General features: G+C 41.3%; 15 protein-coding genes, 1 tRNA gene and 1 pseudogene. 9 read left to right on the forward strand and 8 right to left on the reverse strand.

Going from position 1 to position 20,330, the window contains the following annotated elements:
- Positions 1–511: 511 nt before the first annotated feature.
- The 3 genes and pseudogenes from ilvD to V7K45_RS11985 form a co-directional block, all read right to left on the reverse strand.
- Positions 512–2,218, reverse strand: a complete 1,707-nt coding sequence (gene ilvD, locus V7K45_RS11975; RefSeq protein WP_335003600.1) for a dihydroxy-acid dehydratase — start codon at positions 2,216–2,218, stop codon at positions 512–514.
- Between the two features lie 194 nt (positions 2,219–2,412).
- Positions 2,413–2,685, reverse strand: a complete 273-nt coding sequence (locus V7K45_RS11980; RefSeq protein WP_335003602.1) for a hypothetical protein — start codon at positions 2,683–2,685, stop codon at positions 2,413–2,415.
- A 189-nt stretch (positions 2,686–2,874) separates the two neighbouring features.
- Positions 2,875–3,167 (reverse strand): annotated as a pseudogene (locus tag V7K45_RS11985) (IS1 family transposase); the annotation flags it as partial.
- A 68-nt stretch (positions 3,168–3,235) separates the two neighbouring features.
- On the opposite strand from V7K45_RS11985, the gene V7K45_RS11990 reads away from it, so the two are divergent.
- From V7K45_RS11990 to V7K45_RS12000, 3 genes are all read left to right on the forward strand, one after another.
- Positions 3,236–4,681: a PQQ-dependent sugar dehydrogenase gene (locus V7K45_RS11990; protein ID WP_335003604.1), complete on the forward strand. Its 1,446-nt coding sequence runs from the start codon at positions 3,236–3,238 to the stop codon at positions 4,679–4,681.
- Positions 4,682–5,024: 343 nt separating this feature from the next.
- Positions 5,025–5,109: transfer RNA gene (locus V7K45_RS11995), tRNA-Ser, on the forward strand.
- Between the two features lie 217 nt (positions 5,110–5,326).
- Positions 5,327–6,505 (forward strand): CapA family protein, encoded by a 1,179-nt coding sequence (locus V7K45_RS12000; protein ID WP_335003606.1) that lies wholly within the window; start codon positions 5,327–5,329, stop codon positions 6,503–6,505.
- A gap of 186 nt (positions 6,506–6,691) precedes the next feature.
- Here the strand turns inward: V7K45_RS12000 and V7K45_RS12005 are convergent, their stop codons facing one another.
- Together V7K45_RS12005 and rpiA are read right to left on the reverse strand one after the other, a co-directional pair.
- Positions 6,692–8,320, reverse strand: coding sequence for a serine/threonine protein kinase (locus tag V7K45_RS12005; protein WP_335003608.1), 1,629 nt, complete (start codon positions 8,318–8,320; stop codon positions 6,692–6,694).
- A gap of 426 nt (positions 8,321–8,746) precedes the next feature.
- A complete protein-coding gene (gene rpiA, locus V7K45_RS12010) occupies positions 8,747–9,454 on the reverse strand; it encodes a ribose-5-phosphate isomerase RpiA (RefSeq protein ID WP_335003610.1) in 708 nt (235 codons plus the stop codon).
- 248 nt (positions 9,455–9,702) lie between these two features.
- Here rpiA and V7K45_RS12015 point away from each other — a divergent pair, with 248 nt between their 5' ends.
- The gene (locus V7K45_RS12015; protein ID WP_335003771.1) at positions 9,703–10,377 is read left to right on the forward strand and encodes an S-layer homology domain-containing protein; all 675 of its coding nucleotides are present in this window, start codon (positions 9,703–9,705) and stop codon (positions 10,375–10,377) included.
- A 30-nt stretch (positions 10,378–10,407) separates the two neighbouring features.
- Here V7K45_RS12015 and V7K45_RS12020 read toward each other — a convergent pair whose 3' ends face one another.
- Complete coding sequence (locus tag V7K45_RS12020) at positions 10,408–11,727, reverse strand: hypothetical protein (protein ID WP_335003613.1); 1,320 nt, start codon at positions 11,725–11,727, stop codon at positions 10,408–10,410.
- A gap of 195 nt (positions 11,728–11,922) precedes the next feature.
- Entirely contained in the window at positions 11,923–12,051 is a 129-nt protein-coding gene (locus V7K45_RS12025) for a hypothetical protein (protein ID WP_335003615.1), read from the reverse strand.
- A gap of 107 nt (positions 12,052–12,158) precedes the next feature.
- On the opposite strand from V7K45_RS12025, the gene V7K45_RS12030 reads away from it, so the two are divergent.
- From V7K45_RS12030 to V7K45_RS12045, 4 genes are all read left to right on the forward strand, one after another.
- Positions 12,159–15,071 (forward strand): DUF3131 domain-containing protein, encoded by a 2,913-nt coding sequence (locus V7K45_RS12030; RefSeq protein ID WP_335003617.1) that lies wholly within the window; start codon positions 12,159–12,161, stop codon positions 15,069–15,071.
- A gap of 250 nt (positions 15,072–15,321) precedes the next feature.
- Positions 15,322–17,316 carry a glycosyltransferase gene (locus tag V7K45_RS12035; RefSeq protein WP_335003619.1) on the forward strand — a complete coding sequence of 665 codons (1,995 nt, stop codon included), beginning with the start codon at positions 15,322–15,324 and terminating at the stop codon, positions 17,314–17,316.
- Between the two features lie 72 nt (positions 17,317–17,388).
- Positions 17,389–18,102 carry a PIG-L deacetylase family protein gene (locus V7K45_RS12040; RefSeq protein ID WP_335003621.1) on the forward strand — a complete coding sequence of 238 codons (714 nt, stop codon included), beginning with the start codon at positions 17,389–17,391 and terminating at the stop codon, positions 18,100–18,102.
- Between the two features lie 73 nt (positions 18,103–18,175).
- The gene (locus tag V7K45_RS12045) at positions 18,176–18,502 is read left to right on the forward strand and encodes an STAS domain-containing protein (protein WP_335003623.1); all 327 of its coding nucleotides are present in this window, start codon (positions 18,176–18,178) and stop codon (positions 18,500–18,502) included.
- Between the two features lie 42 nt (positions 18,503–18,544).
- Here V7K45_RS12045 and V7K45_RS12050 read toward each other — a convergent pair whose 3' ends face one another.
- Positions 18,545–19,732: a PP2C family protein-serine/threonine phosphatase gene (locus V7K45_RS12050; RefSeq protein WP_335003626.1), complete on the reverse strand. Its 1,188-nt coding sequence runs from the start codon at positions 19,730–19,732 to the stop codon at positions 18,545–18,547.
- 150 nt (positions 19,733–19,882) lie between these two features.
- Here V7K45_RS12050 and V7K45_RS12055 point away from each other — a divergent pair, with 150 nt between their 5' ends.
- Positions 19,883–20,311: an ATP-binding protein gene (locus V7K45_RS12055; protein WP_335003628.1), complete on the forward strand. Its 429-nt coding sequence runs from the start codon at positions 19,883–19,885 to the stop codon at positions 20,309–20,311.
- Positions 20,312–20,330: the final 19 nt, after the last annotated feature.

Raw genomic sequence — 20,330 nt, forward strand, 5'->3', positions numbered from 1 at the left:
TATGGGATTGGTTAAAGCTGTTCGTCAGCGACACCGACGCAACGCCTCAAGGTCGCTTGACATTTGGGCATCTGCTTTAACTTGACACCAATGGCGAGACGCCCACCCTACAATAGTTAATTGGATATTTTTTTATCTGGAAGTCCCTAATACCATTTTAGATTTTAGATTTTAGATTTTAGATTGTGAAACATCCATTGGATAAGTGTTTCAGTTTTCCATCTGTCGCAATCATTTTTCAAATTGGTATAAGTCTGTTACCCAGATATAAAATGTCTTTACTCCTGAATTCTATATTCTGAATTCTGCTGTAAGTTTCACAGCCAATCCCAGAAAGCCGTCTTTCCATACTCTTGTAGAGAGACGCGAGGTATCGCAATACGGTTCGGATAAGCGGTCTGGGGAAAGGGTAAGGGGTAAAGGGTAAAGGATGTATTGAAAACCTTTCCCCTTTTCCCTTTGCCCTTTAACCTAACCGTATTGCGAGATATCGCGTCTCCAACCTTACTCCCTACTCATTAAATAAATCCAAGTCTGTGACAGCACCAACACTACTAGAGGAAACTAACTTCGCATATTTTGCTAAGATGCCTTTTGTATAACGGGGTGGACGGGGTTGCCATTTGGCGCGGCGACTAGCTAATTCTGCATCAGAAATGTTGATTTGTAACAAGCGAGAGTTAGCATCAATAGTGATGCTATCACCTTCTTCGACTAGAGCGATCGCACCACCAACGGCGGCTTCGGGAGCAACGTGTCCGACTACCATCCCGTAAGTACCGCCTGAAAAGCGTCCATCAGTAATTAACCCGACTGCATCGCCTAAACCCGCACCAATAATTGCTGAGGTGGGTGCTAACATTTCCCGCATACCAGGGCCGCCTTTCGGCCCTTCATAGCGGATGATAATTACATCACCGGCTTTAATCTTTCTTGCAAGGATGGCATCTAAGCATTCTTCCTCGGAATCAAATACCCGTGCAGAACCAGTAATGTTGGGATTTTTCACCCCGGTAATTTTTGCTACTGCTCCCTCTGGAGCGAGATTCCCTTTCAGGATGGCTAAGTGACCTTGTGCATACATCGGGTTATTCCAAGTCCGAATTACATCTTGATTAGTGGGTGGTTCATCGGGGACATCTGCTAAAATTTCGGCGATAGTTTTACCTGTGATGGTGATACAGTCACCGTGAAGTAATCCATGCATCAATAGCATTTTCATTACTTGGGGAATACCACCAGCTTGATGTAAGTCTGTGGCGACATATCTACCACTGGGTTTTAAATCGCATAAAACCGGGACGCGATCGCGGATAGTTTCAAAATCATCTAGATTAAGTTCTACACCAGCTGCACGAGCGATCGCTAGAAAATGTAACACGGCGTTAGTTGAACCACCCACAGCCATAATTACAGAAATAGCATTTTCTATAGATTTGCGCGTGATAATCTGCCGGGGTAACAATTGATTGCGAATTGCTTCTACTAATACCTTGGCTGATTCTTCAGTGCTATCGGCTTTTTCGTCATCTTCTGCCGCCATTGTGGAAGAATAGGGTAAACTCATACCCATCGCTTCAAAGGCCGAGGACATAGTATTGGCTGTGTACATTCCACCGCAAGAACCAGCACCAGGACAAGCGCGGCGTTCTACTTCCATAAGTTCGGTGTCGTCAATTTTGCCAGCACTGTATTCACCCACAGCCTCAAAGGAACTCACAATAGTCAAGTCACGGCTGTTGTAGTGTCCGGGTTTAATTGTCCCACCATAAACAAAGATAGCCGGGATATTCATCCGTGCGATCGCAATCATTGCCCCTGGCATATTTTTATCACAACCACCGATAGCAATCGCACCATCCATACTTTGACCATTACAGACGGTTTCAATGGAGTCAGCAATCACTTCTCGTGACACTAGGGAATATTTCATTCCCTCAGTTCCCATCGAAATCCCATCACTAATAGTAATTGTGCCGAATATTTGCGGCATTGCCCCGGCTAGTTTAATTCCAGCTTCAGCTATGAGTGCTAGTTGATTAATCCCCATGTTACAGGGAGTGATGGTGCTGTAGGCATTAGCCACACCGACAATTGCTTTCTTAAAGTCTTCATCCTGAAAACCTACTGCACGCAGCATAGCCCGATTTGGCGATCGCTGTACCCCTTGTGTAACAGCTTTACTTCTAAAATTCTCTGACGTTGTTTTTTCACTCATTGCTCAGGCCTCAATCAAATCTCTGTACGAGTATGATATGTAGCCTTTTTTGAGATGTCCAATATATATTTATTTAAAATTGATACTTATAAAGTATCAAAAATATGATACTACGAAATCTGCGCTACTTTATTGCTGTAGCTGAGAAATTACATTTCAGCCATAAATCGAATGGCTCTCTGCGTTCATATTACTCACCCACAGAAATTATCAACCCTCAACTCGCGCCACACATCAGACGGTTGCCAGCCAGAGTTACCAACCGAGCGCAAAGGGCGATAGTGTTCCCAGATGTAGTCCGATTCGGATGCTTCAATGTACACAGGTAGATTTGGTTCAACCAGCGATTCAGGAATATCTTGGCTCTCAGGCATCTCAATCAGTTCAGTCGATGGTGGAGTTACTTCTGTTGTCTTGCGAATTGGGTTAGAAGTTTTTTTGATGAGTCGTTGCATATTCATAGTCATTATTTGGCTTTCCACAAGGTAGGATATCCCACAATACAGTAAGTTATCAGAAAATCCGAAATATTGTGTTGGAAAGTTTTTCCAGGTGCGCTTTTCAAAGATGGGAGCGTAGTATGATTGCACTAATAGGCGTTGCATAAATGCAGGATGAATTAGCTAAATACGGGTATTTATGTATACCTTATAAGCCTAAGTAAGATTGAATATTATAAGCATATCTATTGATTTGGAATAGTATAATTTTTTTTCGATAGCGAGGTTAGGAGCGTCTGTAGGTGTATAAGATAATGACGTAAACGTGCATTTTCACCTTCTACTCTGGTCATATATGTTTTACTTACGACATTATCTTCTGGGTTAATAAAACTAGGGTAAACTTTCCATCCATCCGTCGCATAAAAATAGCACTGCCAATAGCAAACAATGTCTCATAAAGGTTTAAATATTTCAGCACTATGGTCTCCTAAAACACAAGCTAAAATTCAAAAAGGTTTTCCTCATAAAGAGGGATTTAACAACAAAATTAACTAAATATTTTATCAAGAAAATCATGAGTAACATTAAATCATCTAACCAAGTTAAACGCAGATTTTTCAATCAGATTGCTGTTAAAGCGCTGTTGTTTACAATAACACTATTATTTACAATAGTTTTATTAAATCACAGCACTACTGGAGTAAGTGTTGTACCTAAAGCCCTGCGTTCTGATATCAAGGTTCGCAATATTATTAATACACTCTCAGTCTCTCCTTCTGTGCGGATTGTAAAAGATCCACGAAACAATACACTCTATTACCTCAAACGAAATGGTGAGATTTATCAAGTCAATTTAGCCTCCTCTACCAAAACCCTTGTATACAACTCTAGTAATCATAATTTAAGTGAAACTCAAGGTATGGCCATTGGCCCTAACGGCACAATTTATTTAGTTGGCAATGCAGACCTTGTGAATAACCAAACTCAAGCAATTATTGTTAAAGGTGTAATTAATTCAAGTACAAGACAGCGTATCTGGTCTATCTTAGCTAAGAGTGCAGCCTATCCCAAAAGCAAAACAGCTTATGACCATCGCTTCAATGGCGTAGTTGTTAGCCTAGATGGTAACTTTATCTATGTGAATAGCGGTTCTCGTACCGATCATGGTGAGGTTCAGTCTGTTGATGGTCTATATCCCAATACTCGTGAAGTCGGATTAACCGCCTGTATACTCCGTCTTCCTAGTAATGGTAACAATCTCTTTCTGGCAAACAATCGAGCAACTTTAAAGACAGCTGGCTATATTTTTGCAGAAGGAATACGTAATACTTTCGATATGGCTTTTGCGCCCAATGGGGATTTATTTGGTACAGAAAATGGCCCAGATCGCGACATGTCAGAAGAATTAAATTGGCTACGTTTAGGTGGTAATTACGGCTTTCCTTGGCGTATTGGTGGAACAGATAATCCACAACAATTTCCTAAATATAATCCTGCCACTGACCGATTGTTAAGCCCTCAATTTAACGCTATCCAAAAGGGCTACTATCGTAACGATCCCACCTTTCCTATTCGACCTACTGGAAATTTGATTGAACCAATTCCTAATCTTGGCCCGGACGCAGATAATTACCGCGATCCTGTAGATGGAAAAATCAAAGATGCTAGTGTTCTTGGGCAACCTTTTAGTACTTTTACAACACACCGTTCTCCTTTAGGCTTAGTTTTTGATACGCAAGGAGTAATGAGTCCAGAATTCAATAGAGATGGATTTATGTTGAGTTGGACAGCAGGCGATCCCACTGGCGAAAAACTAACAGGTCCTTTTAAAGATGCCAGCCAAGACCTACTACATTTAAATTTAACTAAAGTAGGAAATACCAACTATAAACTTAATGCTACGCGCCTTGTCATAGGTTTTAGTAATCCCATTGATGCTGAGATTATTAGCAATAAGATTTATGTTCTAGAATATGGCGGAAATCAAGGAATTTGGGAAGTCTCTATGCCTACCAAGTAAAGTAAATTGGGTATTTCTGCATTACTTAATCGAAATTAGGCACCCAAGCTATGCCGATTGAAACAAGCTCGTACTCCTAAGCTTTCTTGACCCCTCGTCCTGACATAAGAAACGTTTTTTCACAGCTTTATATAAATCTCTACGTCTGATTGACTCGTCAGGTAATTTCACCAACCGTCATGATGAAAAATGTTGTGGGCTTTAGTAGTATTGGCATTTCTAGAGAATTGCATTACGCAAAAAAAGCGATAATGCTATAGTAGTATAGGGAATCCAGCAAAATTTCCCTAAATTTACAGCATTTGAATGTACAATAGATACTCAAATGTCTGAATAAATAGTTGGAGAGGTGTCCGAGCGGTTCATGGTGACGCACTCGAAATGCGTTTTGGGGAAACCCAACGGGGGTTCGAATCCCCCCCTCTCCGTTCAAAAGATTACTGAAAATTTACTAGAATGTGGCTGAAATTTGCCTACCTTTAGCAAGGGTCTTGAACAACTTGTCTGTTTATTTACAAGTTAGATAGGATTATCGCTTAACATTTACGTAGTCAAATATTTGCCAATAACACTAAAATATACACCGCTAACACAGATTTTACAGATTTTTGGGATAAACTAATGCCATCGTGTGAGGAGTGAACGATGGTAGATCGCAGATTGGGGCGAGTATTCTCATTTAGTCTGATCGGCGTTTCTTTATATCTGAGTATTAGTATAGGAGTCATTATCCGGCTTGGTCAATCACAGCGATTAAACGCTGCTACTATGCCTACTAAGCCTGTGCAGTTTCCATTAGCTATTTCTGTTACGCCATCAAAAACACAACAACAAACCTTTCCAGATACTATTACCATCAAAGCCGTTGGAGATATTATTCCCGGCACTAATTTCCCTAACTATAGATTACCCCGTTTTCGAGATCAATTATTACCAAAGTCAGTGAGAACTCACTTGCAAGGATCTGATATCTTGTTTGGTAATTTTGAAAGTAGTTTAACTAATTATCCCTATACTGCCAAAGATATTAGTCGAGGACAAGTCTTTGCTTTTCGCTCTCCACCTGCATACGCCCAGCTTTTTGCTGAAGCTGGTTTTAATGTATTCAATATGGCAAATAACCATGCTATGGACTTTGGCCCGGTAGGGTTCAAAGATACAATGAAAAATCTTCAGGCTGTAGGCATTGCAACATTAGGTCATAAAAATCAAATTCTTTATTTGGAAGCTAACAATATCCCTGTGGCAATGATCGGATTTTCTCCTTATGAAATGTATAACTCAATCCATAATTTAGGAGCAGCTAAAGCTCTTGTGGCAGAAGCCAAAAATAAAGCCAATATTGTAGTAGTATCGATGCACGCTGGAGCGGAAGGAACGGGGGCACTACACGTTAAGAATCAAACAGAGTTTTTTTATGGAGAAAATCGAGGTAATGCGATCGCGTTTGCTCGGAACATGATTGATGCAGGAGCAGACTTAGTATTAGGACATGGGCCTCACGTTCCGAGAGCGATGGAAATTTATAAAGGAAAAATTATTGCCTATTCTTTAGGAAACTTTTTGGGATATCGAACTTTATCTACAAATGCCCAAACAGGTGACTCAATGATTTTAGAAGTCAAACTCAACTCAGTAGGAAATTTGGTATCAAGTAAAATTATTCCCGTTCGGATGGATAGGCAGGGAATTCCTCATATCGATCGGAGTTTTCAAACTGTAAGACTTATGCGTTATTTGAATAATCAAGCTTTTCCCAAAAATCCGGTGAAGATTAATAAGAAAGGGGAAGTTGTTGTACTGAATAAACTTAATCCTTCCTAAAATAATTCGTAATTAGTTAATAGAAGTTAGCACAATATTGCTTGGTTAAAGGGAAAAGGATTGAAAGGCTCGATATAGAAGGTTTTTCCCCTTTAACATGAGTCCCTTTCCCCCAAAACCCGACAAGTGTTGGGAGCCAGGGTGGTTGTAGACTTACCACACTGCTTTACTAGAATCCAAAATTGACTAGTTATTGTCATCTTGTGGCTTTTCCTCGAACTTCTGAATATTCTGGGGTTGGCTATTAGTCGGTGAATTTTGCTTTTCTAGTGTTGGTACTACCACAGCAGAAGGATCTGATTGTTTGGATTCTGTTGGTGCTGCTGGTGGTATAAGTAGAGGTTTTGATGGACTTACGGGTTGAGGAGAGGCAGGATTTTGACTAGAAGCTGGTAAGTTATTTTGTGGGAATGGCAACGGTGCAGGGGAGGGGGAAGCTTTTCGAGATGAGCGGATTGCCCGTAGTTTCTCCACTAACGAAGGTGTCGGGGAAACGCTAGGTGAAGGTGTGGATTGTTCGGAATCACCGCGTTGCGATTCTCTTGTAGGGCTGCTGGTAGATTCTTCTTGGGAAGAACGACGATTGCGGCGACGCTGCTTGGAATTAGAGACAGGTGCTTTTTCGCTTCTTGAAGTGGTGTTAGTCTCTTCACCTCTGGGTGAAGATGTACTATCAAAATTAGGTGCTTTCCCACCTGATTCTTGAGTTGGCTTTTCAACAAGTGGCTTGGCAGTCGGCTGCTGAAATTTGTGTAATATACTGGCGATCCCAAAACCTGCTGTCGCAGCAACTAGGGCTACACCCATACCAATAAATACTTTAGATGACCCCAGCTTTTTAGCCAGTACAGTTTCCTTAGCCAAACCTGGGTTGGGTTGCGCCAGCACAGATGGTCTATGAATAGAATTTTGGGCACTTTTCCCAATTACAGTTGCTGCCTGCTGGGCAGATAAATTGACAGTTGGCACTGCGTAAGTGGGTAAGATTTGCGGTGTTCCATTCACCCCATTTCCAGGTAGCAATTGCAGCCACTCAGCAACTGTCGCTGGTCGAAAACGAGACTCTACTGCCATACCGCGCATTACTGCCTGGTTGACAGCAGCACTCAAGTGTGGTTGCAGTTCGCGAGGGGAAGGCATTTGTTCGCGATCGCGCAATAATGCTGGCATGGGAACTTGGGCTGTCAACAGTGCATACAAGGTTGCCGCTAAACCATAAACATCTGTAGCGGGTGTGCGCGCCGCTTGCGTCATATACTGCTCAATCGGAGAATAACCCTCAGAAACCAAACCTGTGTGAGTCTGCCTGACACCACCATTAAATTCCCTGGCAATGCCAAAATCAATTAGTATTACTTCTTGTGTTCCTTGACGAAGAATAATATTATCTGGTTTGACATCGCGGTGTAACAAACCGTTGTTGTGTACTACCTGCAACGCTGCTCCAATTTGCCGGATGTAATGAATTGCTGTGGCTTCTGGCAGAGTTATCCCTGGTAATACAAATGCGTCTCCCAAGGTTTCACCAGGAATGTATTCCATCACCATATAAGGCAGTCCAGCTTCCACAAAAAAGTCACTAACTCGGACTATATTTGGGTGAATACACGTAGCTAATCGTCTGGCTTCATCTTGGAATTGGCGCTCGAATTTGGCAAAATCAGGATGTTGTCGCAGCCGTTCATTGATGGTTTTCATCACCACCTCCTGACCCAAGTAGTGATGCGTAGCTTTAAAGGTAATGCCAAAGCCACCCCGCCCTATTTCTTGAATTAGGGTATATTTTCCATCCTGCAAAATTGTGCCTGCTAACATAAAGAGTCCTGAGTCCTGAGTGAGCAGATAAGTACCTAGCCTTGAGTTTTGAGGGATTTCCCAAAAATTTTCCCATATTTTTATAGGGCAGGATTCTTGCCTGTCTATTTTACGGGATGTAGTTGTTGAAATTCCTGAAGTGAGAAAGACCTCCCCACGATCGCAACAGTTTTATCTTTCTCAGATGATAACGCGGGAGTGCGGCAAGCTTAAAGCGGAAGACGGGCTAAGGCTATTTTTTAGGTTTTATAGAAAAGTAGGCTAAAGTTTAGTGTCAAAACAGAATTCAGGAGTCAGAATTCAAAATGAATGATGTACAACTTGCGAATTTTGTAAAATTTCTGTTTAAACTCACTAGAATCTTGCTTAGTTTTGGATTTTAGATGTCTCTGAAATCTAAAATCCAAAATCTAAAATCCAAAATTTTTACAGTTGCCGCACTAATGGCTGACCATCTTTGACTTCGCCAATTAAAACTAAATCGACACAGTTAACAAAGATACCATTTTCCAGAACGCCGGGAATGTTATTCAATGTCTTTTCTAGTCCGACTGGATCTTCGATGGAGTCAAATCTGACATCTAAGACAAAGTTCCCTTGGTCAGTGATTACTGGCCCAGCTTTTTTTACACCCATGCGGAGTTCTGGTTTACCACCGAGTTTTTTAATGGCATTGGTGACAGGTGTAATTGCCATTGGAATCACTTCTACGGGCACAGCAAAACTAGAACCTAAGCGGTCTACTAACTTGCCACTGTCTACTACGACGATGAACTGTTCTGCTAGGTAGTCTACGACTTTTTCGCGGGTATGTGCTGCACCACCGCCTTTAATCAAATTCTTCTGCGGATCGACTTCATCTGCGCCATCAATGGCAATATCGATGCGGTCAATAGCATCTAAGGTGGCGAGAGGGACACCGTACTGCTTCGCCAGCACTTCTGACTGAAACGAGGTAGGTATACCGATGATATCTTTGAGTTCGCCCGACTTGAGGCGATCGCCTAAAAACTGAATCGTATATGCTGTAGTTGACCCCGTACCCAACCCGACAATGGAACCCGACTTGACTAGGGCGGCGGCGGCTTTGCCAACTTCTTGCTTCATCAACTTTACGGGATCTGCTGCTGTCATTCCCAAAACTCCTGAAAAACTGACTATAGTCCATAGTAGTGGGCGGATAACGCCAAAACATCAAAGGGAAAAAACAAGTTTTTGCTGATTTCTACTCTCTTGACGATCAAAACCAGCTAACGCACTACGTAATGGGAGCAACAAAGCCTTGCTCAAATCCGTCATTAACTAACTGAGATTAAATTTTGCGTTAACCTCAGTAACGTAGTTTTTTAAGTTCACGTTAGCAGTTAAAAGTGCTTATCATGATGCGTCAGCTTTCAGTTACTCTATCTTTAATGGCACTACTACAAAGCTTGCCAGCAATTGCTCAAGTACCAGAATCTAATTCTGGAATCCCAGCTGATTCGATTCAACAAGTAACTGCTGTCAAATGGATGACAAACTTTCCCGATGGCAAATTTTATCCAGAAAGGTTACTGAGTCGGGCAGAATTAGCCTCGATTATGGTAAAAGCATTTCGCCTAGATAAAAGAGAAGCTGTTACCAAAGAAAATTTAACTATTCCAGATGTTCCTCGTTCTTATTGGGCATTTAATGATATACAGACAGTGCTAAAAACCGACATCATGAAAGGCTATCGGGGCAATGAATTCTTTCCTAACCAAAAGGTGACAAGGGCAGAAGCTCTGGCTATTTTCGCCCAGGCTTATGGTGTATTTCAATTTCCTGATGCCGCTGTGAATGAGATTCTGGCTTCACATCCAGATGAAAAGTCTATCCCAACTTGGGCTAGAAAAGCGATCGCTACAGTAGCTAGTGAGGGATTTCTGAATACAGATGCTCAAGGCAATATTTCCCCGTTAAAACCTGTAACCCGTGGGGATATGGCTTATGTATTGAGTAAATATTTGCAACGACAACAGCAACAACCCGAAACACCGGAAGTTCCGATAATTCCAAATAGCCCACAATCACCTTAGCTAGACTTTATCTAGCCGACGTACTTAAAATCAGTTTTGACCCGGAGTTTTATACTTGTCTCGAAGTTGGCGAAGAAGATATACGGAATTGGATTGTGTTGGTTGCTGCAACACATTATTCCCATAATTAGTTTGTGGTAGTTGCGTCGATTGCTGCAAGCCATAATTCCCATAATTAGATTGTGGTGGTTGCGTCGGTTGCTGCAATACATTATTCCCATAATTAGTTTGTGGTAGTTGCGTCGGTTGCTGCAAGCCATAATTCCCATAATTAGTTTGTGGTAGTTGCGTCGGCTGCTGCAAGCCATAATTCCCATAACCTACAGGGTTTGTGGGTGGGACAACACTTTGACTCGGACTTTGGGTAGAGTAAGGTACAGTATTACTTGGTGCTACATTAGGGACTACTTGACCGTTGTTTAAATTAGTGTAGGTATTGTAGGGATTTTGCGGTAAGTTCGTACCCGTAGTTAATCCATTATTAGGCACTACTTGACCATTATTTAAATTATTGTAGGAATTTTGTGGTAAATTCGTACCCGTTGATGTGTTACCTGTCCCAGTAGTTAACCCAGTGTTTGGTAGAGAATTCTGACTGGTTAAGCTATTGCTGGGTGGCATTAAGGTTGTTCCGGGAGCGGAGAGTTGCCCTACAGCATTTGTCTGAGTTGCAGTGTTACTACTGAAGCTAGACAATTTCTGATTTGTCGATTGATTAAGCGCTGCTTCCAGAGGGTTGATAGAGAGAGAATTTTGATTCTTATTGGTTTGATTAGTGAATCCAACACCCAAGCCAGAAGATGTTTGGTCTCCCCCTGTTGGTTCAGACGCCGTATTAAAAGTTTTAAGACCTAGAAACGGGTTATTACTATCAACTGTTCCAGTACGCAATAAATTGTCTGTTTGTTGGACAAAGGGATTTTTCGCGGCTGGGGAGGTGTCGCCGTTAACACCTGAACCAGAATTTAATTTGGTATTATTAGCAGACTTTTGTTTGTTAATTACATCATCTAATAAGCCTTTGCTCTTTTTTGCCTCAGTCTGTTGTTCAGGCGCATTTGCCGTTGATGAGGTTCCTTGCTCAAAGTCATTAAATAAAGCTGGCAGGTTATCAATATCTGCTGCAATAGCTTTGTTTTCTTCTGACAGGGAAGAATCAGCAGACTTTTGTAAAACGACTGGTTTTTTTTGCTTATAAACGAAAATATCTGGATTTGACCAGTATTCCCAGGTTGCTAGCCCAACTACAGATAAAAAAATCGCAGTTCCCCAAAAACCAGGCCGCCCTAGATTCCATAACCTGGCTTTGAGATAGCGTAAGTAAGCGGGAGGATAATGACGATGTGGCATGGGTGCTAAGTGAGATTTACTATAAATTGGTAAAATTCAACGGAAGAGGCATTGCTGTTTGATGTTTTTATTTGCCTGGGAAGGAAACGTCTCAACTAAAGTTCGATTGTGATTTCATCGTAACTTCTCAAGAAATTATTAGTTATAAGTAAGTCAAAAATTTACTAATCACTATTTTAAACTAAACGGTTTAGTCTAAAAATAAATTTTGAGTATCTTAGCTGCGATCGCCCCAGCTTCCATTTCGCTATCTTGATTTTCTACAGGACTAACCGACAGATTAGCAGAGGTGGCATCTCTGCGGTGGAAATAGTTGACCGCCATTGACCAAAGCGATCGCCAAGTCTATTTTTTATACCTGATAAAACTTAATTTATGAATTATAACTGTACAGACGGGCTATGACGCTCTTTTAACTCCTTCTTTGAATTATGATATACAAACTCCCTCAACAAAAGCTGTTGAGATGGATTGCATTGTTCCTTATTGGAACATTTCTGCAATTTTTGTTTTACATCCCGACACCAGTCTTATCTCAAAATTCCAATAGCTGTAGCAATATTACAACCCCGCTCACATCTGAAGAACAAACTTATGCTCGTGCGGCTTGGCAGTATTTTGTCAAAAATTATCAGCCAGCAACGGGATTTACCAATTCTACTGGGGGTTATCCTTCAGGTACACTCTGGGATATGGGTAACTACCTGATGGCATTGAATGCTGCACGATGGTTGAATCTTACCGATCAAGCAGACTTTGATTCCCGCCTCAATAAGTTTTTGACGACTCTTGGCAGTCTGAAGTTATTTGAAGATGCTTTGCCCAATAAAGTCTATAATGCAGCCACCGCACAGATGGTTGATTATGGTAACAATCCGCTGGAGCGCGGTCTTGGCTGGTCTGCTTTGGATGTTGGGCGAATACTGGCTGCGTTTGATGTCATCCGTACCTGTCATCCGCAATATAATGACTGGCTCAAAGGAATTATCGCGAAGTGGCAGGTGGCGCGATCGCTCAAAGATGGACAACTTTATGGCGCTACTGTTCTCCCTGACAACAAAACCTTACTAGTGCAAGAAGGACGACTCGGCTACGAAGAATACGGCGCTAGGGGTTATCAACTTTGGGGTTTCTCAGCACCCAAAGCTATTGCTTTAGAACCGTTTAAGTTAATTGAAATTAATGGTGTGCAAATCCCTGTTGATAGCCGTGACTTTCAAACCACCAACGCTAATAATTATGTTGTGAGTGAGTCTTATATCCTTGATGGGATTGAATTTGGCTTGCAGGGTGAGTTAGCTGATTTTGCTGCTAAGGTTTTAGATGTGCAAAAACGGCGTTTTGATACCACAGGTCAGTTAACTGCGGTGACAGAAGATAATATCGATCAAGCACCTTATTTTCTCTACAACACCGTTTACGCCAACGGTACAAATTGGGCAACTATTACCGATACCAATCAACCTTATCCACAGTTTCGCAGCCTCAGTACAAAAGCTGCTTTTGGCTGGCGCTATCTGTTTCCAGATAATGCTTATGCCCAAAAAGTTTTTGATGCAGTTAAGGATCTTCGCAGTCCTGATGATAGCGGTTACTATGCTGGGATCTATGAAGAATCAAAACAACCCAACAAAGCTTTGACAGGTAATACTAATGGGTTAATTTTAGAGATTTTATACTACAAAGCTAGGGGAAATCACCCGTTAATTGCTTCCGCTTCTACGAGTGTGTCTACTAGCAAGCCTAGTGAGAATGCTTCTTCAGCAACACCCTCAAATCAACCGAATTCTACTGGCAAGCCTAGTGAGAATGCTTCTTCAGCAACATCCTCAAATCAATCCAATTCTACTGGCAAACCTAGTGAAAATGCCTCTTCAGCAACACCTGCAAATCAACCGAATTCTCCTGTTACGACTCCGATCGCAACCCCTGCGAATACTTCTAAACCGACAGAAGTAGCTGTTGCACCTATTCCACCAGTGGATAGTCCCCAGCCATCATCTAACCTGAAACTAGATCGATCGCTAACGCCTATTGAACGGCGCTATGCAGAGGCGGCTTGGCGATACTTTCAAGCAAATTATCACTCCAAGAGTGGGCTGATAGACGATCGCAGTGATTTCAAAGGTGCAACCCTCTGGGGATTGGGAGATTATCTCGCAGCACTCCATGCGGCGCGATCGCTCGATACAATTACCCCTAAAGAATTTGACCAGCGTACCCGCCATCTCTTAGGAGCTTTGACAAAGTTACCGTTATTTGCTGGAGAATTGCCAAGTCGGAGTTATGATACGCGATCGCTGCAACCAGTCGATTATGGTGGAAATCCAGTTCCCGAAGGAAACGGTTGGTCAGCTTTAGATTTAGGTAGAATGCTGGCAGCGCTGTACAACTTAAAAAGCTGTCATCCAGAATACACGACTGCTGTAGATAAAATTGTCCTGGATTGGTCATACTTGCGTGTGGTGCGTGAAGGTATTCTCTCCAGTGCCACTGTTACCAAAGAAGAAGATGGACGATATCTCACCCGCGTTAACCCCGAAATCCGTTTGGGTTATGAGGAATATGCCGCTCGTGCTTTTCAATTATGGGGGTTTAATCTCGATCGTTCTGCTGTTGGGGGTGAATATCAAACTGCCTCAGTGGAGGGATTGAAAGTCCCAATTCAACGCCATCGCACAGATACTAATTCGAAAGTTAACCAATATACAGTTAGCAATCCTTTTGTACTCTATGGATTGGAGTTTGGATTAGATCCAAAAATGCGATCGCTCTTTGAACCAATTTTTCAAGCACAAGCTGAACGTTACCGTCGCACCGGCACGCTCACAGCCTCAGCCACCACCTTGATCGACCGTAAACCTTACACTGTCCACAGTACAATTACTGGACAAGGGGAGTCTTGGGTAGCTTTAGGAGATGATGGTCAACCAGTACCAAAGGGGCGATTGGTAAGTACAGCAGTAGCTTTTGCCTATAATGCCCTGCTTCCAGACAATAAGTATAGTCAACAGTTACAAGAAGGAACGACTGACTTATATAATCCATTAATTGGATTTTATGAGGGCTTCTACGAAACCACCGGCAAAACAGCAGTTGGTTTTACCAGCAGCACCAACAGTATGATTTTGCAATCCTTACTATACAATGTGACAAATCGACAACCCTTAATTCGTCCGATTACTACTATGAACTCCCTTTGGTGGCAGACAGTTACCAAGGGAAATTCTGGGCGAGGTCTACCAAACAGCGCCACACAACAAACCAAGTTAACTTCTGATAGTTCTGGAAGTTACTGGGTTTCAGATAGTGAAAAGACTCATCTAGTAACTGGCACAAAATAACATAACCAAAACCCTGATTTTCAGGTAAAGGCAATTCATAAAATTGCCCCTACAGTGTGTAGTTTTGTATAAGTCCTAGTAATCCAAAATCCTTGTGAGACGTAGCATTGCTACGTCTCTACATCTAGATTTGTAGCTCAATTCAGCAACGCCAATTTTGGAGCGAGCGATAAAAATTTGTTAGTCGCAAATTTAACTAGGGAATACTTATTTTGATGAGGATGCAGATACATTAACTATTGGTACTAAGATGGCTTCAGTTTCTCTGACAAACTTTTCTGGTAACAGCCGCTCATTACTCAAAAAAAGAACGCTGTTATTTCGTTATTTAGCAGAAATCAATTTAATTTTTGGCATCTGGTATTTGCAATGGCGCGTCACCCATTCGATCAATTTTGATGCCCTCTGGATTTCTATTCCTTTGTTGATAGCTGAGATTTACAGCTATTTCGGTGGCGTCATGTTTGTAATTGGGTTGTGGCGACCTTTAGTCAGACAAATTAAGTCTCTCGACCAGATGACCCCACCCATACCCAAAGCCGACTGGCCAACAGTGGATGTATTTGTAACCTGCTATAATGAGCCGACGGAAATTGTCGAAAAAACTGCCAAAGCTGCCTTAGCAATGGATTATCCCCCCATCAAGTTACGCGTTTATGTGCTGGATGATGGGAATTCGGCTGATATGCGAGCAATGACAGAAAGATTGTGTATTCAAGATTTGCAGTCCCCACAGTTACAGCTAGAAGCGGAACGGATTGATGCAGAACATGCTGGATTGTTGGAGCGTTTGAAGCAACTAGAAAATCTGACACCTAATACTCAAGCTGCCGAACAATGGCTGCAAACATCATCAGAATCAGTGTTGACCCAGCCTGCGGCTGGATTTGTGGAAAGTTTGCGATCGCTGATTCTTTGGCTACCTCCGATTCATCAAAGTATTAGCGATTTTCCTGCAAAGACGCTACGCGAACGCCTATTTACCGAACGGAAAGCTTTAGAAGAAGCTATTTACAAAAAAGAACTAGAACTAGTTGAACTGGCTCGTTTTCGTTACATTGCTCGTCCGAAGACGCCTGGTGTTGCACATCATGCGAAAGCAGGCAACATCAACTATGCAATTTTTTCTGGAGAAACGTCAGGAAATTTTATTGTTACTCTAGATGCTGACCACATTCCCAAGCGAAATTTTCTCAAGCGAGTTCTGCCTTATTTTTACACCTATAATCTTTTAATCGGAAAATACGACCAGAATCAAATTGCTTTTGTACAGACCCGCCAGGATTTTTACAATATTCCTCCAGGCGATCCTTTTGGACATCGAGCAAATTTATTTTATGGGCCACTTCAACAAGGTAAAGATGGCATGAATGCTGCGTTTTATACGGGCACAAATGCGATTCTCAGACGTGAGGCATTAGTTAGTGTAGGACTGCAAAACTTTGCTGATGAATTTGCCAAAGATGAAAAACGTTTAGATGAATTTGATTTAGTTGGTGGGGTATCCAGTAATAGCATTACGGAAGATATGAATACAGCTATGCGTCTGCATAGTGCTGGCTGGAAATCTATTTACCACAATGAACTTTTGGCAGAAGGTTTAGCACCAGACGATCTCAGTTCTACTCTAAAACAGCGGTTACGCTGGGCACAAGGAACTATCCAAGTGCTAGTGAGAGAAAATCCACTGACAAAATCAGGGCTAACGTTTTGGCAAAGGTTGCAATATTTCAAGACGATGTATAGTTATTTCTCTGGTTTTGCAACTCTGGTTTTTATTTCTTGTCCAATTATCTATTTTTTTACAGACATTGTTCCAGTTAGAAGCTACGGGTCTGACTTTGCTATACACTTTTTCCCAGCATTTATTATTAACCGTCTGACTTTCCTTACAGCTACTTGGGGCATTCCAGCTAGAGAAGTATGGCGTTCTGAACAATATGCGATCGCTTTATTCCCCTTATTAATCCAAGCTGTATGGAGTGTGTTCACAGGACAAAAACTTAATTTCCAAGTTACACCTAAGCAACGGCAATCTGGGATTTATCTCCGGCTTGTTTGGCCGCAGTTGGTTGTTTTTATCCTTACCATCTTAGGAATGTTATGGAGCCTTTACCAATTCGCAATTGGCCATTTAAATAATCCTGATGTTCACCTGCTTAATGGTGCATGGGCTATTTATAATTTATTACTTTTGTGGGCGATCATCCGCGCATCTGTTTGGCAGCCTCCAAAAGAGGTTTAAAAGGTAAGTATAAGGAGTGAGCAGAAGGAAGAATGACTACTGACTTATAAATCCAGCCTAGAAAAAACAGCTATGAACACTCATTCAGACTCAAAAAACTTTGGTCAGCGAACTGTCTTAACAATTTATGCTCATGCTGATGATGAAGTTCTACCTGCTGCTGGTACTCTCAGTCTGATGTCTAAGGCAGGATGGAATGTTCGTTGCTTAATTTTGACTGATGGCGGTCTTTCTAGTTCGCCTGTTAAGGGTACACGTCATCAAGAAGCAGATGCAGCTGGCAAAATCATCGGTGCAACTTACGAGTTTCATGCACTTGAGGAGTGCAATTTCTCCACACAAGCAGTGATTAAAGTTACTGAAGAAGCTCTTGGACGTTGGCAACCGGATCTGATTATTACTCACGCACCACAACCGGAAAAATATGGGCATAGAGATCATGAAGTATGTGCGATCGCAGTTTCTAATGTTGCTACCCGCAAAAATATACCCTTGTGGTATTCAGCCCCACCTGTTTTTTTGCGCGGTTTTGAACCCAACTTTTTTGTAGATATAACTTCTGTAATTGAGGAAAAAGTTGCAGCAATCGGTTGTTATGAATCAGAGTTAAATAAAGCATTTATGCAACTTGATGCCATACTTGTTCTGTCTCGGTTCTGGGCACGTGAGTTAGGTCAAAAAGACGGCTATTTTGAAGCTTTTGAAATTTCTCGGCAATGGGTTGATGCTAGTTTTTTTATGGCCATCGCAAATAATAGTCATCAGCAAGTAGTAAAACAAAGCTAATTACAGACTTTCTCTATTGCGCTTTACCTGAATTCAATGCCAAAATATAACTACATAATAGGAGAATAAAACCATGAATTTGAGTGTAAAAGTACTAGAAATATCTGGAATATTAGATGGAATTAAAGGTAATGAACTACGTCGTGAAGTTAGTAGTATGCTAGCAAATGGCGCTGATATTTTATTAATCGATATGAAGGAAGTAAAGTTTATTGATAGCTCTGGCTTAGGTGCTTTAGTATCAGCAATGCAGATGGTACGAACTGCTAAAGCTAAACTGTTTGTTTGTTCGATAAGCGATCAAGTCAGGATGTTGTTTGAACTAACTAAAATGGATAGAATTTTTCAAACCTTTACTGACAAAGATGACTTTTATCGTCAAGTATTAGCAACACAATAAGCTGTTAAATAACCCAGTTTTAAGTATGCATAGCTGACTATTCTAACTAAAGTAAACTTTGACTAAAGATAAGTCATCATCAAGATTATCTTGAGTTTTTAAGGTGAGAATCTTTGCTAATAGTTGATTGAGGTTACAGGTATTCTGACTATATTTGGTTAGTAAGTCAATGAATGCATCGATCCCCCAAATTTTACCATCTGACTGATTAATTTCATAAACACCATCACTAAAAATGTATAAAGTGCTGTTTTCTTCAACCTGAAAAACAGCATCCTCAAATTTGACTTCAGGTAAAAAGCCAATTGGTAAATCTAAAGAAGTTAGCTGTTTAAGTTCGATGTTGTTTGTGGAGGTATTAGATAACAGTAAAGCTGGTGGATGTCCGGCGTTGGCATAAATAAGTTGACGTTTAAGGCGGTGATAAACTCCATACCAGATTGTAAAGTATTTATCACCGTGCTTATTCATTTGGAAGGCATGATTGAGAGCTTTCAGGACTTCACTTGGTTGACAAAAGTTAGTGTTTGGTAGAGATTGCGATCGCAAAACATTCTGTACGGATACCGATAGGAGGGCTGAACCCACCCCATGACCAGATACATCTAACAAATAAATTGCCAAATGATCCTCGTCAATCCAATAATGGTCGAAGCAATCACCCCCTAGCTGCGCTGAGGGAATAAACAGATTTTCTGTAGTTACTGCTCCTACAAGCGGTGAGGGTAAAAGCGATCGCACATAATCAGCGGCCTCAGACAATTCTGCTTCCAAAATTTGCTTTTGAGTTTGCAAATCCTGATTTAGTGTCTCCAAAGCTTGCTTTTGACTTTGCAAATCCTGATTTAGCTGGTGTAACCTTAGTCCTGCTCTTACCCGTGCTTTTAATTCATTCATCTCTATTGGTTTGGAGATAAACTCATCCGCTCCCGCATCAAGCCCTCTAACTCTATCTTCCTCCTCTCCTCGAGCTGCTCCCCTAGCCGTCAATAGAATAAAAAAAGTAGTTGCCAATTCTGGATCTGTTCTAATTCGACGACACACTTCTAGCCCATCTACCTGTGACATCATCCAATCACAGATAATCAGGGCAGGATGTAGCAGTTGTGCTTGGATAATTCCTTCTTCACCATTGCTAGCTACAGTAGTCTCATAACCCTGCCTTTGGAGTGTGCTTTTCAGTACTGCTCGCACTGTCGGGTCATCATCAATAACCAGAATTTTAAACATAAATTACAGTTTACTAAGTAAAATAATTGGTAAATAGTTGCTTTAATTTAAGTTATATGCAATTTAGTTTTTAATGTATAGTAAAAATACTCAAATTAAATAAACTAATTAACGAATATGATGATTTCAAAATATTTTCTTAGTTAAGAAGTGAATCAGAAAATTTATCTCAAAGTCAATACAGACCTGACAGTTTCGCCTCAAGTTTTGTCTTGGTTCGAGCAGATGAATCAACCACCTATTCCCGATCGAGAAATTTGGTGGCAATGTCAAACGCTGATGATGGAAGGCTTTACTAACATTGTCGAACATGCCCACAAAAACTTACCTATTGAAACTCCGATTGAGATGGAAGCTGTGCGGTTAGATGAATACATAGAAATTCGCATCTGGTCTCAAGGCAAACCATTTAACTTAGAACAGCAATTGCGCCAAACATCTGAATTTGAGGATAACAATCGAGAGCGCGGCCGGGGTTTAAAAATCATGTTTGCCATTGCCGACAAATTGAGTTATGAGCCGACAGTAGATAATCGTTACTGTTTATTTATTAGTAAATCTTACAAAAAATGCCTATGATTGGAGTAGGGAGATAGTA

This window comes from Nostoc sp. (assembly GCF_036917375.1).
Lineage (GTDB): Bacteria > Cyanobacteriota > Cyanobacteriia > Cyanobacteriales > Nostocaceae > Nostoc.